Origin of the sequence: Ochrobactrum sp. Q0168 (genome assembly GCF_016427605.1) — a bacterium.
Lineage (GTDB): Bacteria > Pseudomonadota > Alphaproteobacteria > Rhizobiales > Rhizobiaceae > Brucella.
On record NZ_JAELXQ010000003.1, the window covers coordinates 105,384 to 123,095 of the forward strand.

Genomic DNA, 17,712 nt, shown 5'->3' on the forward strand with positions numbered 1-17,712 from the left:
GCTAAGCGACCTTCTTATCTGGAAGGTATTCTTATGTCTATAAAAGATTGGTTCTATAAAAAGCCCGGAAATGAAAATTCTGATACAGATTCAAAAGATCGTGGATGTAATTTTTCGCAAAATAATAGACCAGTATTATCAGTAGATGAAATCGCACTCGGCATGCAGCACGCAGCGATGGCGGCAAACCGATTGATCGCACGTCAATACTTGCAGGCTATGGAGCCTTTCTTTGAAGACATCGGCGACGGTCGCCTCAAGCCTAAAGTTGTTGATATCGAGCTGGATAACGACCATCAAATCAAAATCCCCTTGGTGGCGATGTCTACACCACGCGGGCTTCTTCTGGAAAAGATGAAGGTATTCTTGACCGTCTGTACAGAAGCCATCGAACCCATGGATGTCTCTACAAACTCTACGGAAGAAACCACGAACCGGTTTATCGTCAGCCTTTCGCCGACTGCGCATGACAAAAATGGGCGCAGCCCCAGCCACGTGGATATCGAGATGGAGTTTAGATCATTTGAGCCTCCCGAAAGCGTGATGCGTCTCATCGAAGAATACACACGCCACATACAACCTATTCGTCAGTTGTGAGGGCATCATTATGGAGCAACATCGAAGAATAGGTCGACCTGGTCTGAATTTGATTAAAGAATTTGAAGGTTTAAGACTCGAGAAATACAAAGACGCCGTTGGAAAATGGACTATCGGCTATGGGCATTTAATTCTGCCTTCAGAGCGATTTGAAAGGCCTTTAACGGAATCGGAGGCAGAGGATTTGCTTCAAAGTGATTTGAGGAAATTTGAAGGAGGTATCATCCAGTATGTTACCGCCCGTATAAGCCAAAATCAGTTCGATGCTCTCGTGTCATTCGCATTCAATCTAGGGCTCGCCAATCTGAAAGGCTCGACACAGCTTCGGCTCCTCAACCAAGGTAAATATTCAGAAGCAGCGGAACAATTCTTGCGATGGAACAAGGCGGGTGGAATGGCCATGCCCGGTTTAACGCGCAGACGGGCCGCCGAGCGCGATCTATTTTTGAATATCCCTTAGAATAGGGAAGTAATTAATCGAGATATTTTTATATAATTTAAACTATATGGAATAAACAATGTTTAATCTATAACGCGTACATTTTAGAAATAATTGCTACATAATGATATTTATCTTTTATATATACTTTATAAATTAACTGGTCTATTTTAAGTGGATAATAAAATGAATTTGCTGATTATAGACAGCCATGATATATATTTACGAGGGACAATGCATGGCTTGAAGAGTATCGACAAGAATTATTGCATCTACGGTTGCAATTCAATTTCAGAGTGGTCGGAAGACATAGAAAATTTAATATTATCGGCGGTGATAATCGCCAGTGATGGCTCTCCGTCAGTTCTGTCGAGTTCACTCGATAAGATTAAAAATACACTTCCACGCGTGCCAATAATATTGATGGTTGGGGATGACGGTTGCTTTCGAGGCAGTGGATTTGATGATTATAATATAAAATCGGTTATCAAGAGAAGCACGTCGATAGACGGTTTGCACGATGTAATATCCGTTATTAATTCTGGATTTACATGCTACTCGAATGAAATAAATTCGTTAGGGGGTAGGCGCAAGAATTCCAGATTGTTAAGTGATCGAAAAGAAGAGATACTTAGACTGGTATTGGATGGTTGCACAAATAAGCAAATTGCAAAAATTTTGAATATTAGTCCCGGAACAGTGAAGTCACATATAGAATCTATCCTTATAAAGATGAACGTTAATAGCAGAATTAAGGCTGCTACAACTTATTTCATGAACAACCAGGGCGCAGATAAATCATCTTTAGGTTGCGATCGAAATTTTGGATTTGAATGACCATTCGGTTGGAAGGAAGGCAAATTCATCCATAGGCGGCTTCGGGGTGACGAAAACACTCTCCTATTGAGGGGTGGAGCGTGCAGTCGCGGCTGGCCCATTGAAGAGGGGGTGATGGCTGAAACGGGAGGTGAGCGCAAGTTGCGCCACGCCCGTGACGGTCGCGAACAAACAGAGGTTTCTGCGCTTATCCTGTTTCTTCGTGGCAGACGGAGAGGGACTATTTCATGCACGGCCCTGAAAGGCCTTGGCGTTCTTTCCTTGTGGTTGGGACTGTTGGAGCTATGATTGGGCTTCAATCCAAACCAGCGGGAGACGATTATGGCAGATTCACCATCATATATTGCGAAGCGGAGCGTCGTCGTCGACGGTTTCACCAATAGCGTCCTGGACCCGTCCGAACCGATGATGGGGCCGCTGCAGAATGGCGGTACGATCATTGCCAATACCGCACCGGGGTGCTGGGGCCCGATGATCACGCCGCGTCTTCGCGGTGGGCACGAAGTGACCAAACCCGTCTATATTGAAGGCGCAGAGGTTGGCGATGGCGTTGTGATCCGCATTCGTGATATTTCCGTAACCTCATTGGCAACGGCCTCCGGTCACGACGCTGTGTCAAACAAATATTGTCTGGGCGATCCTTTTGTCGCGGCGCGCTGCCCTGTCTGTGAAGAAGTTTGGCCAGAAACACATATCGAAGGTGTTGGGCAGGATTCCGTACGCTGCAATAAATGCGGAACGGCGATCAAGCCATTCGAGATTGTGCACGGTTACACGGTGGTGTTCGACGAAGCCCAGGATGTTGGCTTGACCGTCAACAAGGACGCGGCCGAACGCATCGCCAAGAATGCCAATCACTATGCGTCGCTGCCCGATCAATCCGTGCAACATTCCGTTTTGAACTACGCCCCGACCGATCTCGTCGGGGCCATTGTGCGCATGCGGCCATTCCTGGGGCAATTGGGTACAACACCTTCGAAGGCTATGCCGGATTCTCACAATGCTGGTGATTTTGGCGCTTTCCTTGTCGGCGCTCCACATCCTTATGCCTTGACCGAGGAGGAATTGCAGAAACACAAGACCGACGGGCACATGGACATTGATGCCGTGCGTGCGGGTGCCGTTCTGGTTTGCCCAGTCAAGGTTCCGGGCGCTGGCGTCTATATGGGCGACATGCATGCAGCGCAGGGGGATGGCGAAATCGCGGGTCACACGATGGATGTGGCAGGAAGTGTTACCCTTCAGGTCGAAGTGCTGAAGAGCTATAATAATGACGGGCCGGTGCTGTTTCCGTTGCTAGAAGACCTGCCGCCATTGGCAAAGCCCTTCACGGAGGAAGAAAAGAAGCGCGGCGCGAAGTTGGCTCAACAATGGGGTGTCAAAGCCGTGGAAGAGGTAGCACCGATCTCCGTTATCGGCACTGCTGCCAACATGAACGCGGCGATTCTCAATGGCTTGGAAAGAGCGGCGAAACTGCTTGATATGACCGTTTCGGAAGTGCGCAACCGCGCTACGATCAACGGAGCTATCGAAATCGGGCGCGATCCGGGCGTGATTCAAGTGACCTTTTTGGCGCCTTTGACAAACCTTGATAAGGCAGGTCTCGGGGCTATCGCTCGCCAACAATATAATCTTTGACTGCGAGTCGTGCTCGTGCCTCACGGTTGCTGAAAATCTAGAACGCGTATCGTTTCCGTCTAGCCACTTCGAAATACGGCAAGTGCCGTATTTCTTTGAGGTGAAATTTAGCGTTTTCTAAACGTTGGATTGTGCGTCTACGCCCGCATGATCGCATCATATTTTCGGCGTCAGCTGGCGAGACCAGTGAAGGAGGAACGATGAAGACCATAGCTTTGTTAGCCGTTGGTGCGTTCATGATGGCAGGAACTGCATTCGCATCCGTGCCAGCGAATGGAAACACAGACACGCATACCGTGAAATCCGGTAAATCGACCGCGACCATTGTCGCGAGCGGCAATAAAAAACCTGGCTTAAGCTCTGGATCGACTCGCGGATTGAAATCATCATTTTTCGGTGGTTGAGTGATTTGCCTCGCGTAAGCGAGGCAAACGCTCATTTGCGCCGACCAGCCAAGGCATCTTCGCCTTCCTGCTTGTGCTCCCGGCAAAACCAGGCTTGGGCCGTGCCGGTCTTATAATCGAACGATCCCCACACCTTGCAATCATTCATATCGTAAGAGTGCTCAAAGAGCTTTCCGCCTTTGAAGGGTGATTCTATCGTTCTTTTAATCACTCATGGAAGCACCAACAGCTAGCTCGATGACAGATTCAGCGAACCTCAAGAGCACCACTTTTGTGTAATGCCTTTAGTCTGTAAGCTATTGATTTGCTTGGAGATCGAATGGTGGGCGTAACAGGGATTGAACCTGTGACCCCTACAATGTCAATGTAGTGCTCTCCCGCTGAGCTATACGCCCATTCGATGTGGCGCATACACCATATCGCGTTGCGCCCGTCAATGCCCTTTTATGAAGTTTTTTCGTCTTTTTGTTGAAGACTTTTCAAAAGCCCGGAAAACCGCGCCTTGGCCGATGATCGCCTCAGGCGGCGATCAACATTTTTTCGATTTCGTTCACCAGGTCGCGCAGGTGGAATGGCTTGGAAAGCACTTTCGCATCGCGAGGAGCGTCAGAATCAGGGTTCAAAGCAACGGCAGCGAATCCCGTGATGAACATGATTTTCAGGTCTGGATCGATTTCCGTCGCGCGGCGCGCGAGTTCGATGCCGTCCATTTCCGGCATCACGATATCGGTCAAGAGCAGCGAGAACGGCTCTTCCTGCAGTCGTTCATAGGCGCTGGCGCCATTATCGAAGTGTGTTACGTGATATCCAGCCTTTTCCAGTGCCTTCACGAGGAAGCGGCGCATATCGTTATCGTCTTCAGCAAGAAGAATTCTTTTCATTGGTCCGTCCGAATTTCCCATCGTTCGCTCCAGTGCTCGGGCAGCGTGAACGATTCAATTTTCCACTCTAGAAAACGCTTCTTTGGTAAATATGAAATGAATGCTCGCGCGAATGTTAATTGTTATGGCATGCATTTGGCAACAACCTGTCATCTGTGACGGGATTGCCGCAGTTTTCAGTTCGTGATCGAATTCGACGTTCCTTGTTGGTATTTGCACCAGCGCATCGGTTGACGTAATTTGTCGAGCCCGGCGGCGTGCTGTGTCCAGTCACCGCAAAGATGACATGCATAGACGGATCAAAACATGAGTTTGGAACGTGATTTCAGCCTGATACCGCCTTTCGAGGTGAATGCTCCGGCAGAGCAACGAATTCCGTTCGTATTCAACTCGCCGCATAGCGGTCGCTATTATCCGCAATCCTTTCTGGAGTTATCCCGTCTCGACAATCTCAGCATCCGCCATTCAGAGGACTGTTATGTCGATGAGTTGTTCGCTTCCGCCGTCCGACTCGGTGCGCCATTGCTCAAAGCGCATTTCCCGCGCGCATTTCTCGATGTGAATCGGGAAGCCTATGAGCTCGATCCGCGCATGTTCATCGAGGCGTTACCGCCTTTCACCAACAGTCAGTCGGCGCGGGTCGCTGGTGGGCTTGGGACTGTGCCGCGCCTGGTGGGGGAAGGGCAGATGATCTATGCGGGGCGAATCCCGCTTGCTGAAGCCTTCTATCGTATTGAAGACCTCTACAAGCCCTATCACCGCACACTCGAAGGCTTGCTGCAATCGACCCGCCAGCAGTTTGGCTATGCGGTTCTGATCGATTGCCATTCCATGCCGGGCGGCGTGCGTCCGGGGGAAGTGGCTTCGCGCCCTGATTTCATTATCGGCGACCGGTTCGGACGCTCATGCAGCGAGCGTCTCACGCAGGCGGCTATAGAGCTATTACGGGATCTCGGCTATTCGGTTGCGCATAATAAGCCCTATGCGGGCGGCTTCATCACGGAGCATTACGGGCGGCCAGCCGTTGCGTGCCACGCCTTGCAAATAGAGATTAATCGTAGCCTCTATGTAAACGAGCAATCGCTGCACAAGCTTGGGAGCTTCGAGACATTATGCGGCGATCTGCATCAGTTTCTGAGCGATCTCACATCCTTGCCGGACGATCTGTTCATCGCGCCGCCACTTGCCGCTGAATGAGCGACAAGTCTATGGTAAGGCTGATAAATCTCAAACCACCATGCAGATAAAAAGAGCCGCGCTCGAACAATACGAACGCGGCCAAAGACTAGGGAGGAAATGCCCCGAAAGGCATCGACAGGAAGACCTGTCTGATCTTTAAGCTACGCGCTAAAGGTGGTTGCGTCAAGAAAATGCGCATCTTTTTTGGGCGAATTTTTTCTTGCTCAATAATTGAGCAAAATTAGCATGGATGCACAAGTTGCAGCCATGTCTTGGAAACAGGAGAATGGGGTTGCTCATCGACAAGGCATTTTTTTCCGAAGTGGCTGTGGCAGCAGCGGCTGAAACATTGCCGCGTTTTCGTCAGTTGAACGCGGTGGACAACAAATACAGTGTCGGATTCGACCCTGTTACCGAAGCGGACCGCGCTGCGGAGAGGGCGATTCGTGCCGTCATCGGGCATCGTTATCCGGAGCACGGTATTCTGGGTGAGGAATATGGCCCGGAAAATACCGACCGCAGCCATGTCTGGGTCATCGACCCCATAGACGGTACACGCGCCTTCATATCGGGTCTGCCGGTCTGGGGCACGCTGGTCGGCCTAACGGTCGATGGCGATGCCCGCGCCGGTATGATGTCGCAGCCGTTTACAGGCGAGTTGTTCTATAGCGACGGCGAGGGTGCCTATTTGCTGCGCGAAGGCGATGCTGATGAGCCGCGCCGTCTTTCGGTGCGCAAGAGCGCGACGCTGGCGGATGCAACGCTGTTCACCACCACGCCCGCCCTGTTCAAGGAAGAGAGCCGCAGGGGTTTCGACCGGCTTGAAGGCGCCGTGCGCCTGTCGCGCTATGGTGTCGATTGCTACGCCTTTGCCATGCTTGCAGGCGGCTATGTCGATATCGTCGTCGAGTCCGGCTTGCAGCCTTACGATATTGTGGCGCTCATTCCCATCATCGAACAGGCGGGCGGGGGCGTCACCCGCCGCGATGGCGGGCCTGCCGAAGAGGCTGGCGATATTGTTGCAGCCGCAACGCCTGAACTGCACAAAGCCGCGCTTGATTTGCTGAATGGCTAAAAAACTGCGGGGAACTGGCCTAGTAGGCCGATTCCCCGTTTCTGCCTGTCAGACGCCCGAAAACGCCGGCTCGATGGTTTCCGGCATGGTTTCGACATCTGACGAACCGGGAATGAAGGCGTCGAATGCGGCCCAGAGCTGCTCGCGAAAAAAATCGGCTTCCTGCAACAATTCGTGGCGTCCGCCGTCGATGGTAATCAGTAAAACATTGCGCGGGCGCGCCGCAAAGCGCTCAAGCACCGGTGTTGAAACGACACGTTCGTCGCCCGCCGCTATAACCAGCACGGGCACGCTGGGGCTTTCCTCATAAAAACCCGGCTGATTGATGCGGCGCGCCGTTTCGAGCGCACCCCACACCCAGCGCACTGTCGGTCCGCCCAGCGCCAGATCGGGAAAGAGGCGCGTGATTTCCGTATTGCGCATAAAACGCGCAGGGTCGCTGGTGAGCGGGTTTCCGGCAAAGGGTCGTGCGGTCAGTCTTTTCCCACCGGAGGCATAGAGCGTTCCAAGCCCGATACGCCCCAGCGTGGCAGCCAAACGGCGCACGACATCATCGCTCAGTTTTTGGGCGGGAAGCCCCATGAAGGGCGCGCACAGCACCATGCGCGTGATGCGGGAGGACAGATTGCCCATCGAGGCTAAGGCCACCATGGCGCCGGAAGAATGGCCGAGAATATAGAAGGGCGGGGGGCAATCAGGCAGAACGATATCGGTCAGAAAATGATCGAGATCTTCCTGATAATCCTCGAAACTGCGGACATAGCCGCGAAGTCTGTCCCGCAGCAGCCGGTGTGAGCCGCCCTGTCCACGCCAGTCGAAAGTGGCGGCGACAAAACCACGTGCCGTCAGATCGGTCATTGTCTCGAAATATTTTTCGATGAACTCATTTCGGCCTTGCAGCACGATCACCGTGCCGCGCACCGGGCCAGTTTCCGGCTTCAGGATGCTGTAGCGCAGGGTTCTATCGGGATAATCGGAATGGCTCGTGAAAAAGCCCGACCTTATGCCGTGCGGAATCGGATTCGCATCGGTTTCGAACAGCAGTTCCGACATCCGTTGCGCACCCTTTCCCGAACGATAAGCCGTGATCATCTCGAGTATTATGGGCGAAGTAATGACAAAAAGTAACCGGAAGTTCGCTTACGAACTTCCGGCCAAAGGATCGTCAGGCGCAAGGGACGTTGCGGCCAGACGTTCCGCTTCTCAAAATTTTAGTAACCGCCGGGGCGGCGTTCGCCGACGATACGACCGGAGAAGGCGTCGACCATAACGATGACGCGACGACCGTTCGGACGCGTGGCGCGGACGAAATAGGTGTCGCGGTCCCGACGCATGTCGCCAACCGCATAGCCGCGGCGTTCCAGCATACGGGTTACTTCGCGCGGGCGCAGCGTATCGCGATCACCCCAGTCAGGGCGGCGGTCCGGGCGTCCATAGCCTGGCGGCGGAGGCGGTGCATCCGGGCGCGGCGGGCGTGGGCGATAGCCATCATTGTTGTCGTAATACTGAACCTGGACGCGCAAGCCCGTGCTGTCCGCAAGGGAGGGGGTCGCAAAGCCGGTAGCGACGGTGGCAAGTGCGGCAAAAGCGAGAACAGCTTTTTTCATAACCGTGATCCTTAATAGAACCTGTCGAGTGACAGGCATGACGGGACATTAGCCCCAAGCAAATGAACGCTCTTGGAAGATGATGTTCATTTTGGGTTCACATCGGGCGTTGCCCCCAAAAATGTAGCCCCCTATAGATCAGGAGTTGTTACGTGAAGTGATATGCCGTGTAGGCAAAGACGCGGGGATCGTTGGGGGATCGATGTTTGAAAAACGGTCTTGAAAAGCAAAACAGCCATTCCCAAATGAGTTTTGCGGTCGCCAGAAAGGGGCCGTCGGCACCAGGGAATTCGCCATTAAGGGAGTTTCGCCGCCATGTATGACCCCGCAGGCCGCAACACGGTTATTCGGTAAAGGTCATACCGAACCATGCATCATGTCGCTCTAAAGGAGGGCTAACACATGCGTCACGTAGATTTTTCCCCGCTTTATCGTTCCACGGTTGGTTTCGACCGGCTTTTCACCATGCTTGATTCGCTCGCTTCGCCGGAAGGCACCCAGTCCTATCCGCCGTATAATATCGAGCGCACGGGTGAAAACACCTATCGCATCACCATGGCCGTTGCGGGCTTTTCCGAAAGCGAACTCGAAATCGAAGCCCATCGCAATCAGTTGACCGTGAAGGGTCAGAAGGCTGACGAAAAGGCGTCCGATATCGGTGAAGTGCTTTATCGCGGTATTGCTTCGCGTGCTTTCGAGCGCCGCTTCCAGCTTGCCGATTTTGTCGAAGTCGCTGGTGCAAGCCTCAAGAACGGCCTTCTGCACATCGACCTCAAGCGCGAGATTCCTGAACAGATGAAGCCGCGCAAGATCGAAGTCGCCAAGGCCGGTTCCGACAGCGCTCAGCAGATCGAAGCCAAAACCGCGCACTAATCGCGGATAAGCCTATAGATATGAGAAAGGCGGCGCTGCAAAGCGCCGCCCTTTTTGTTTAAACGATCATATCCCCGAAGCGGTCTATATCTTCTTCCGTATTGGCGAAGCTAGTCACGAAGCGGGCGAAAATCTCGCCCTCGCTGATGCGGTTTTCTTCCGAATGCGGCGGGTTCCAGTCGTAGAAGATTGCACCGGCATTGCGCAGGCGATCATAGACCGACTGTTTCATGATGGCGGAGACTTCATTGGCTTCCGGCTTCCAGGCAAGCCGCATCTGGCTCGATGCATTGATATGGTCCGCAAGGCGGCTCGCCAGCGCGTTGGAATGACGTGCGAGGTCCAGCCAAAGATCGTCTTGCAGATAAGCATCGAACTGGGCTGCCACAAAGCGGGTCTTGGAAAAAAGCTGCGCTGCGCGCTTGCGAATGAACGGCAGGTCCTTTGCGCGGGCCGGGTCCATGAAGACCAGCGCTTCCGCGCACCAACAGCCATTCTTGGTGCCGCCGAAGGAAACGATATCGACACCTTGCTTCCATGTCATCTCGGCTGGTGTCAGGCCGAGCGTAACCAGAGCATTGGCAAAACGTGCACCATCCATATGCAACGGCAGACCGGCATCGCGGCAGATTTTGGAAATGGTGGCGATTTGTTGCGGTTGATAGAGCGTACCGACTTCCGTAGCCTGCGTGATGCTGACAGCCATTGGCTGCCCGGCATGGACGAAGGCCGGGTTGAAGCGCATCAGTTCCCGCTTGAGAAGCTCGGGGTCGATACGACCCAGTGCGCCGTCGATCGGATGCAATCGTGCGCCGCCGGTGAAATATTCAGGCGCGCCGCATTCATCCTCGATGACATGCGCTTCGCGGTGCACCAGCGAAACGCCGCCCGGACGGTTGACGCTGGCCAGCGCCAGCGAGTTGGCGGCCGTTCCGGTGCCGACGAAGAAGACGGCCACTTCACGCTCGAACACTTCGTTGAAGCGCTGCTCGACGCGCTTGTCGAGTTCGCTTGCGCCATAGGCGGCGGCAAAACCGGCTGCATGCAGCGAAAGGCTTTCGGCGATTTTCGGATGGGCGCCCGCCCAGTTGTCTGAAGCAAAATGCACGGTTGTCTCCACTCGCAACGATTCCAGTGTGTCAGCGACAGCTGTTGCCGACTTTCTATAACGGGACTTGAGAAAGGCGATAATACCGAAAATGATGAAAAAACGGACGCGGCCTGTCACTTTTCCATGCTTTGGGCGTTGACCTTGAGCCGCGCCAAACTGACGCAATCCGCCTGATACGTAATTAAAAGTCATAATGATGGACACATGCGACATTTTATTACGGAAGCGCCTGAGAAAAATTGCGTTTCCATCTTGTGAGGCAATTTGAATTCTGTCATACGTAATTAGGACAGCAATACTGTCCAATTAAAAGCTGAGGCAGACGGAGAACATGGGTTGAACCCCGCGCCGCCGGTTTCAGAAATGAAAGCGCTGTGCTGGCAGGTCATTGGCCTGACGGTCACCGGCGCTCCGACTGTGACAGGGGAGATTCGAGTGCGCCATTATCTGGCGGGCTGGATGTCGTCTGTCCGAGCCTGATGAGAATAAGGCGCTAAACATCGTTCCTCGCACCGGCTTTGCCCGCTTGGCTCTGCCATTTGCCCGGAACCTCGTCCAACGCCTTGTCGATAAGGCTTTCCATAGAATGAATACACCAGCGAGATGGTTGTCACTATCTCGGTATATACTGATCGCGCGCCTCATGAAGAGGGCCAAACGGAGGGAATGACGATGACGCATTTGACGCCATCTGTATCGAATGTGGTTTCTCACAACGTACAGAACGAAAACGTCAAAGCTGCGACGACCGCTTCCACCCGAACGACGCGAAAAACTAAGGCGGCGGGTGTCCCGCCAGCGCAAGGTCTTTACGATCCGCGCAACGAGCACGATGCGTGCGGCGTTGGCTTCATTGCCCATATGAAGGGCAAGAAGTCGCATGAGGTCGTGGAAAACGGCCTCAAGATGCTGGAAAACCTCACCCACCGCGGCGCCGTGGGCGCTGATCCGCTGATGGGCGACGGCGCAGGCATTCTCGTACAGATTCCAGATCGCTTTTTCCGTGAGGAAATGGCGCGACAGGGCATCGACCTGCCGCAGCCGGGCCATTATGGCGTCGGCTATCTGTTCATGCCGCGCGACGCTGAGCTGCGTGCCCATGCCGAAGAAATCGTCAAGGAAGTGATTGCTGCCGAAGGCCAGCAGTTCATTGGCTTCCGTGAAGTGCCGGTCGATAATTCGTCGCTGTCGAAGGCGCCGGATATTGCCGCGACCGAGCCTTTCCATGTTCAGGTCTTCATTGGTCGCAACCCGATGCTGGAAACCGACGACGAGTTCGAACGTCGCCTGTTCGTGCTGCGCAAGGTCATTTCCAACCGCATCTATCAGGAAAACGATGGCGACGATAACGGCTTCTACGTCGTTTCCATGTCGGCGCGCACGGTCGTCTATAAGGGCATGTTCCTGGCTTATCAGGTGGGCAGCTATTATCAGGATCTGCGCGATCCCCGCTTCGAAAGCGCGGTGGCGCTGGTTCACCAGCGTTTCTCGACCAACACTTTCCCGTCCTGGCGTCTGGCTCACCCCTATCGCATGGTCGCGCATAACGGCGAAATCAACACGCTGCGCGGCAATGTGAACTGGATGGCGGCGCGTCAGGCTTCGGTCGATAGCGAATTGTTCGGTAACGACATTTCCAAGCTCTGGCCAATTTCCTACGAGGGCCAGTCGGATACGGCCTGCTTCGACAATGCGTTGGAGTTCCTGTATCAGGGCGGCTACAGCCTCGCCCATGCCATGATGATGCTGATCCCTGAAGCTTGGTCCGGCAACAAGCTGATGTCGGATGACCGCCGCGCCTTCTACGAATATCATGCGGCCCTGATGGAGCCATGGGACGGCCCTGCTGCCGTGGCCTTCACCGATGGTCGTCAGATCGGCGCGACGCTCGACCGTAACGGCCTGCGTCCGGCCCGCTACATCGTGACCGATGACGATTTCGTCATTCTGGCTTCGGAAGCGGGCGTTCTGCCGGTGGACGAAAAGAAGGTCGTCAAGAAGTGGCGTCTTCAGCCGGGGCGCATGCTGCTCATCGATATGGAAGAAGGCCGCATCGTTTCCGACGACGAAATCAAGTCGCAGATCGCGCAGAAGCATCCCTACAAGCAGTGGCTTGGCAACACGCAGCTCATTCTGGAAGACCTCAACCCGGTCGAACCGCGGGCGCTGCGCAAGGATGTGAGCCTGCTCGACCGCCAGCAAGCCTTCGGCTACAGTCAGGAAGATACCAAGATTCTGATGGCGCCGATGGCCACCACCGGTCAGGAAGCTATCGGTTCGATGGGCACTGATACGCCGATTTCGGCCATGTCCGACAAGTCGAAGTTACTGTTCACCTATTTCAAGCAGAACTTCGCGCAGGTCACCAACCCGCCGATCGATCCGATCCGCGAAGAACTGGTGATGAGCCTTGTTTCCTTCATCGGTCCGCGCCCGAATATTTTCGACCTGATCGGCAATTCACGCCGCAAGCGTCTGGAAGTGCGCCAGCCGATCCTGACCAATGGCGATCTGGAAAAGATCCGCTCCATTGGCCATACGGAAGACCGTTTCGACACCAAAACGCTCGACATCACCTATAATACGGGTGAGGGCGCAGCCGGCATGCATGGCGCCATCGAGCGTCTGTGCGACCGTGCCGAAGCGGCGGTTCATGGCGGCTACAACATCGTTATTCTGTCCGACCGTCAGGTTGGCCCGGACCGGATTCCGATCCCGGCCCTGCTGGCGACGGCTGCCGTGCATCACCATCTGATCCGCAAGGGGCTGCGGACGTCGGTCGGCCTCGTGGTCGAATCGGGTGAGCCGCGCGAAGTGCACCATTTCGCCTGCCTGGCAGGCTATGGGGCGGAGGCGATCAACCCGTATCTCGCCTTCGACACCCTGCTCGACATGCATCGCCGCCGCGAATTTCCGCCGGAAGTTGACGAGTATGAAGTGGTCAAGCGCTACATCAAGTCGATCGGCAAGGGCATTCTCAAGGTCATGTCCAAGATGGGCATCTCGACCTACCAGTCCTATTGCGGCGCGCAGATTTTCGATGCTGTCGGCTTGCAGTCGAGCTTCGTCGACAAGTTCTTCTTCGGCACGGCCACCAGCATCGAAGGTGTTGGCCTGGACGAAATCGCGGAAGAAACCGTGCGCCGTCACACCGATGCATTCGGCAACGACCCGGTTCTGCTGACCGCGCTCGAAGTCGGCGGCGAATATGCCTACCGCATGCGTGGTGAAGCACATCTGTGGTCGCCGGACGCGGTCGCCAAGCTGCAACATGCAGTGCGCACCTCGAACCCGGATACGTTCACTGAATATACGAGCATGCTCGACTCCAAGTCGGCGCAGGCCAAGACCATTCGCGGCCTGTTCGATATTCGCTTTGCCGAAGATCGCGGTCTCAAGCCGGTTTCCATCGATGAGGTTGAACCGGCGGTCGATATCGTCAAGCGCTTCTCGACCGGGGCCATGTCCTTCGGTTCGATCTCCAGAGAGGCGCATACCACGCTGGCGCGGGCGATGAACGCCATTGGCGGCAAGTCGAACACGGGCGAAGGCGGCGAAGAGCCGGATCGGTTCTATCCGCTGCCGGATGGCACGCCGAACCCGGAACGTTCCGCTATCAAGCAGGTTGCATCGGGCCGTTTCGGCGTCACGACCGAATATCTGGTGAACTCCGACCTGATCCAGATCAAGGTTGCGCAGGGTGCAAAGCCCGGCGAAGGCGGCCAGCTGCCGGGTCACAAGGTGGATGCGACCATCGCCAAGACCCGTCACTCGACGCCGGGCGTTGGTCTCATTTCGCCGCCGCCGCACCATGACATCTACTCGATCGAAGATCTGGCGCAGCTGATCTACGACCTGAAGAACGTCAATCCGGCTGCCGATATTTCGGTCAAGCTGGTGTCGGAAGTGGGCGTCGGCACGGTTGCCGCCGGTGTTGCTAAGGCACGCGCCGACCACATTACCGTGTCGGGTTATGACGGCGGCACGGGCGCTTCGCCGCTCACCTCGCTGAAACATGCCGGTAGCCCATGGGAAATCGGCCTTGCCGAAACCCACCAGACACTGGTGCTGAACGGGCTTCGCTCCCGCGTGGCCTTGCAGGTCGATGGTGGTCTGCGGACTGGTCGCGACGTGGTCATCGGCGCGCTGCTGGGGGCCGACGAGTTCGGTTTCTCGACGGCTCCGCTGATTGCTGCTGGCTGCATCATGATGCGCAAGTGCCATCTGAATACCTGTCCGGTCGGCGTGGCGACGCAGGACCCGGTTCTGCGCAAGCGCTTCAAGGGCACGCCGGAACACGTCATCAACTTCTTCTTCTATCTGGCGGAAGAAGTGCGTGCGCTGCTGGCTTCAATGGGCTTCACCAAGCTGGAACAGATCATCGGCGAGACCGAGCTTCTGGAAAAGCAGGCGATGATCGACCATTGGAAGGCCAAGGGTCTCGATTTCAGCCGCATCTTCTACAAGCCTGAGGCTGAGAAGCACGAGATCTACTGGACCGAGCGTCAGCATCATCCGATTGAGGACGTTCTGGACCGCAAGCTGATCGCCGAGGCCATGCCTGCGCTCGAAGAACGCAAGCCGGTCAAGATCGACATCGGCATCAAGAACGTCGACCGTTCTGCTGGTGCTATGCTGTCGGGCGAAGTTGCCAAGCGGTTCCGCCACAAGGGCCTGCCGGATGACACCATCGCCGTCACGCTTCGCGGTACGGCCGGCCAGTCCTTCGGCGCGTTCCTCGCACGCGGCATCTCGTTCGAGCTGATCGGCGATGGCAACGACTATGTCGGCAAGGGTCTCTCGGGTGGCCGCATCGTTATCCGCCCGCCGGAAGATACGCGGATCGTCGCTGAAGATTCCATCATCGTCGGCAATACGGTGCTCTACGGCGCGCTTGAAGGCGAGTGCTATTTCCGCGGCGTTGCAGGCGAGCGTTTCGCCGTCCGTAACTCCGGCGCGGTCACGGTTGTCGAAGGCGTGGGCGATCACGGTTGCGAATATATGACCGGCGGCGTCGTCGTGGTTATCGGTCAGACGGGTCGCAATTTCGCGGCGGGCATGTCGGGCGGTGTCGCCTATGTGCTTGACGAGGAAGGCGATTTCGCCCAGCGCTGCAACATGGCGATGGTCGAGCTGGAGCCGGTTCCGGAAGAAGACGACATCCTCGAAAAGCTGCATCACCATGGCGGTGACCTCATGCATAAGGGCCGTGTGGACGTTTCGGCCAATATGACCCATCATGACGAGGAACGTCTGGTGCAGCTGATCGCCAACCACCTGCATTACACAGGCTCGACACGGGCGAAGGACATTCTCGACAATTGGGAGAGCTATCGTCCCAAATTCGTGAAGGTCATGCCGGTCGAATACCGTCGCGCTCTGGAAGAGATGGAGCGCATGCAGATCGGTGTCGCGGCTGAGTGATCCTGACAAGTGGAGCCCGACCTTCGGGTCGGGCGCCCTTCGCCACATGAAGAGATAACAACGCTCTGACATGCCTGCGCGTTCAAGAATGGCGCGGCGGACAGGGCAACTTCCGGCAAAGCAGATCATGCGCTGGTCTCAGGCCGAGGGGAGTAGAAGAATGGGTAAGGTAACTGGTTTTCTAGAGATCGACCGTCAGGTGGCAAAGTACCAGCCGGCGTCGGATCGTATCCGCCACTTCCGCGAGTTCACCATTCCGATGACGGATGGTGAAGTGCAGAAGCAGGCCGCGCGCTGCATGGATTGCGGCATTCCGTTCTGCCATGGGCCGACGGGCTGCCCGGTGCACAACCAGATCCCGGACTGGAACGATCTGGTCTATAACGACAATTGGGATCAAGCGATCCGCAACCTGCATCTGACCAATAATTTCCCGGAATTCACCGGTCGCGTTTGCCCCGCACCTTGCGAGGAAGCCTGCACGCTGAATCTCGAAGATACACCGGTTGCAATCAAGACGGTCGAGCAGGCGCTGGGTGATAAGGCCTATGAGCTGGGCTATATCGTGCCGCAGCCTGCCGCCAACAAGACCGGCAAGTCGGTCGCGATCATCGGTTCTGGCCCGGCTGGCCTTGCGGCTGCGCAGCAGCTGGCGCGTGCCGGTCACATGGTCGACGTCTATGAGCGCGAAAGCCGCCCCGGCGGACTGCTGCGTTACGGCATTCCGGATTTCAAGATGGAAAAGCACCTCATCGACCGCCGCGTGGCGCAGATGGAAGGTGAGGGCGTGCGGTTCCTGTGTGGCGTGAATATCGGCGTCGACAAGCCGCTCCGTGGTCTTCTCGATACCTATGATGCCGTGCTTTACAGCGGCGGCTCCGAAACTCCGCGCCCGGCTGGCATTCCCGGCGCAGATCTGGAAGGCGTTTTCGACGCCATGCCTTATCTGGTGCAGCAGAACCGCCGCGTGGGTCGCGAAAACATCGAATCCGTCGCATGGGCTTCGGCTCCGATCCTCGCGGGCGGCAAGCATGTCGTCGTGGTTGGCGGCGGCGATACCGCATCGGACTGTGTGGGAACAGCTTTCCGTCAGGGCGCGGTCAATGTCACGCAGCTCGACATTCGCCCGCAGCCGCCGGAAAAGGAAGACAAGCTGAGCGTATGGCCTTATTGGGCGACCAAGATGCGCACCTCTTCCAGCCAGGCTGAGGGCGCTTCGCGTGAATTTCAGGTCGCAACGCTGGAATTCATCGGCGAAGAAGGTCGCCTGACCCATGTGAAGTGCTGTCAGGTCGACGAGAAGCGCAAGCCGATTGCCGGTTCGGAATTCTTCATCAAGGCTGACCTCGCATTCATCGCCATCGGCTTTGCCGGTCCGGGCGAGGACAGCGTGGTCAAGGAATTGGGCGATAAGCTTGATGTGGCAACCGATCGCCGCGGCTCCAAGTCGGTCAAGGCCAATGAGCGCGACTATCGCACGAATGTCGACAAGCTCTATGCCGCGGGCGATGTGCGCCGTGGTCAGTCGCTGGTTGTCTGGGCGATTCGCGAAGGGCGTCAGGCCGCACACGCCATCGATGCTGACCTGATGGGTAGCTCGGTTTTGCCGCGTTAGCCGTGAGTTGTCAGAAGGGTGTCCACTCGGAC

14 protein-coding genes and 1 tRNA gene are annotated in these 17,712 nt (G+C 55.7%); 10 read left to right on the top strand and 5 right to left on the bottom strand.

Features of this window, described 5'->3' with window-relative positions:
- Positions 1-33: 33 nt before the first annotated feature.
- From JAU75_RS08600 to JAU75_RS08620, 5 genes are all read left to right on the top strand, one after another.
- Positions 34-597 carry a DUF2589 domain-containing protein gene (locus tag JAU75_RS08600; RefSeq protein ID WP_199056111.1) on the top strand — a complete coding sequence of 188 codons (564 nt, stop codon included), beginning with the start codon at positions 34-36 and terminating at the stop codon, positions 595-597.
- Between the two features lie 10 nt (positions 598-607).
- Positions 608-1,057: a lysozyme gene (locus JAU75_RS08605; RefSeq protein WP_199056112.1), complete on the top strand. Its 450-nt coding sequence runs from the start codon at positions 608-610 to the stop codon at positions 1,055-1,057.
- 165 nt (positions 1,058-1,222) lie between these two features.
- Complete coding sequence (locus tag JAU75_RS08610) at positions 1,223-1,873, top strand: response regulator transcription factor (RefSeq protein ID WP_199056113.1); 651 nt, start codon at positions 1,223-1,225, stop codon at positions 1,871-1,873.
- A gap of 321 nt (positions 1,874-2,194) precedes the next feature.
- On the top strand, positions 2,195-3,511 hold the full coding sequence (locus JAU75_RS08615) for an acetamidase/formamidase family protein (RefSeq protein ID WP_199056114.1): 1,317 nt from the start codon (positions 2,195-2,197) through the stop codon (positions 3,509-3,511).
- A 200-nt stretch (positions 3,512-3,711) separates the two neighbouring features.
- Entirely contained in the window at positions 3,712-3,915 is a 204-nt protein-coding gene (locus JAU75_RS08620) for a hypothetical protein (protein WP_199056115.1), read from the top strand.
- A gap of 320 nt (positions 3,916-4,235) precedes the next feature.
- On the opposite strand, the gene JAU75_RS08625 is transcribed toward JAU75_RS08620, so the two are convergent.
- Positions 4,236-4,310 (bottom strand) — tRNA-Val (locus tag JAU75_RS08625).
- Positions 4,311-4,433: 123 nt separating this feature from the next.
- On the bottom strand, positions 4,434-4,796 hold the full coding sequence (gene cpdR / locus JAU75_RS08630) for a cell cycle two-component system response regulator CpdR (RefSeq protein WP_002966536.1): 363 nt from the start codon (positions 4,794-4,796) through the stop codon (positions 4,434-4,436).
- 306 nt (positions 4,797-5,102) lie between these two features.
- Here cpdR and JAU75_RS08635 point away from each other — a divergent pair, with 306 nt between their 5' ends.
- Complete coding sequence (locus JAU75_RS08635) at positions 5,103-5,993, top strand: N-formylglutamate amidohydrolase (protein ID WP_199056116.1); 891 nt, start codon at positions 5,103-5,105, stop codon at positions 5,991-5,993.
- 274 nt (positions 5,994-6,267) lie between these two features.
- Positions 6,268-7,050, top strand: a complete 783-nt coding sequence (gene hisN / locus JAU75_RS08640) for a histidinol-phosphatase (RefSeq protein WP_199056310.1) — start codon at positions 6,268-6,270, stop codon at positions 7,048-7,050.
- A gap of 48 nt (positions 7,051-7,098) precedes the next feature.
- On the opposite strand, the gene JAU75_RS08645 is transcribed toward hisN, so the two are convergent.
- The gene (locus JAU75_RS08645) at positions 7,099-8,103 is read right to left on the bottom strand and encodes an alpha/beta hydrolase (protein WP_199056117.1); all 1,005 of its coding nucleotides are present in this window, start codon (positions 8,101-8,103) and stop codon (positions 7,099-7,101) included.
- Positions 8,104-8,261: 158 nt separating this feature from the next.
- Entirely contained in the window at positions 8,262-8,657 is a 396-nt protein-coding gene (locus tag JAU75_RS08650; RefSeq protein ID WP_199056118.1) for an antifreeze protein, read from the bottom strand.
- 402 nt (positions 8,658-9,059) lie between these two features.
- Here JAU75_RS08650 and JAU75_RS08655 point away from each other — a divergent pair, with 402 nt between their 5' ends.
- A complete protein-coding gene (locus JAU75_RS08655) occupies positions 9,060-9,530 on the top strand; it encodes an Hsp20 family protein (RefSeq protein ID WP_182519621.1) in 471 nt (156 codons plus the stop codon).
- Between the two features lie 58 nt (positions 9,531-9,588).
- Here JAU75_RS08655 and JAU75_RS08660 read toward each other — a convergent pair whose 3' ends face one another.
- Positions 9,589-10,638 (bottom strand): low specificity L-threonine aldolase, encoded by a 1,050-nt coding sequence (locus JAU75_RS08660; RefSeq protein WP_199056119.1) that lies wholly within the window; start codon positions 10,636-10,638, stop codon positions 9,589-9,591.
- Between the two features lie 675 nt (positions 10,639-11,313).
- On the opposite strand from JAU75_RS08660, the gene gltB reads away from it, so the two are divergent.
- Both gltB and JAU75_RS08670 read left to right on the top strand, forming a co-directional pair.
- On the top strand, positions 11,314-16,065 hold the full coding sequence (gltB, locus tag JAU75_RS08665) for a glutamate synthase large subunit (RefSeq protein ID WP_199056120.1): 4,752 nt from the start codon (positions 11,314-11,316) through the stop codon (positions 16,063-16,065).
- A 160-nt stretch (positions 16,066-16,225) separates the two neighbouring features.
- Entirely contained in the window at positions 16,226-17,680 is a 1,455-nt protein-coding gene (locus tag JAU75_RS08670; protein ID WP_199056121.1) for a glutamate synthase subunit beta, read from the top strand.
- The last annotated feature ends 32 nt before the right edge of the window (positions 17,681-17,712 follow it).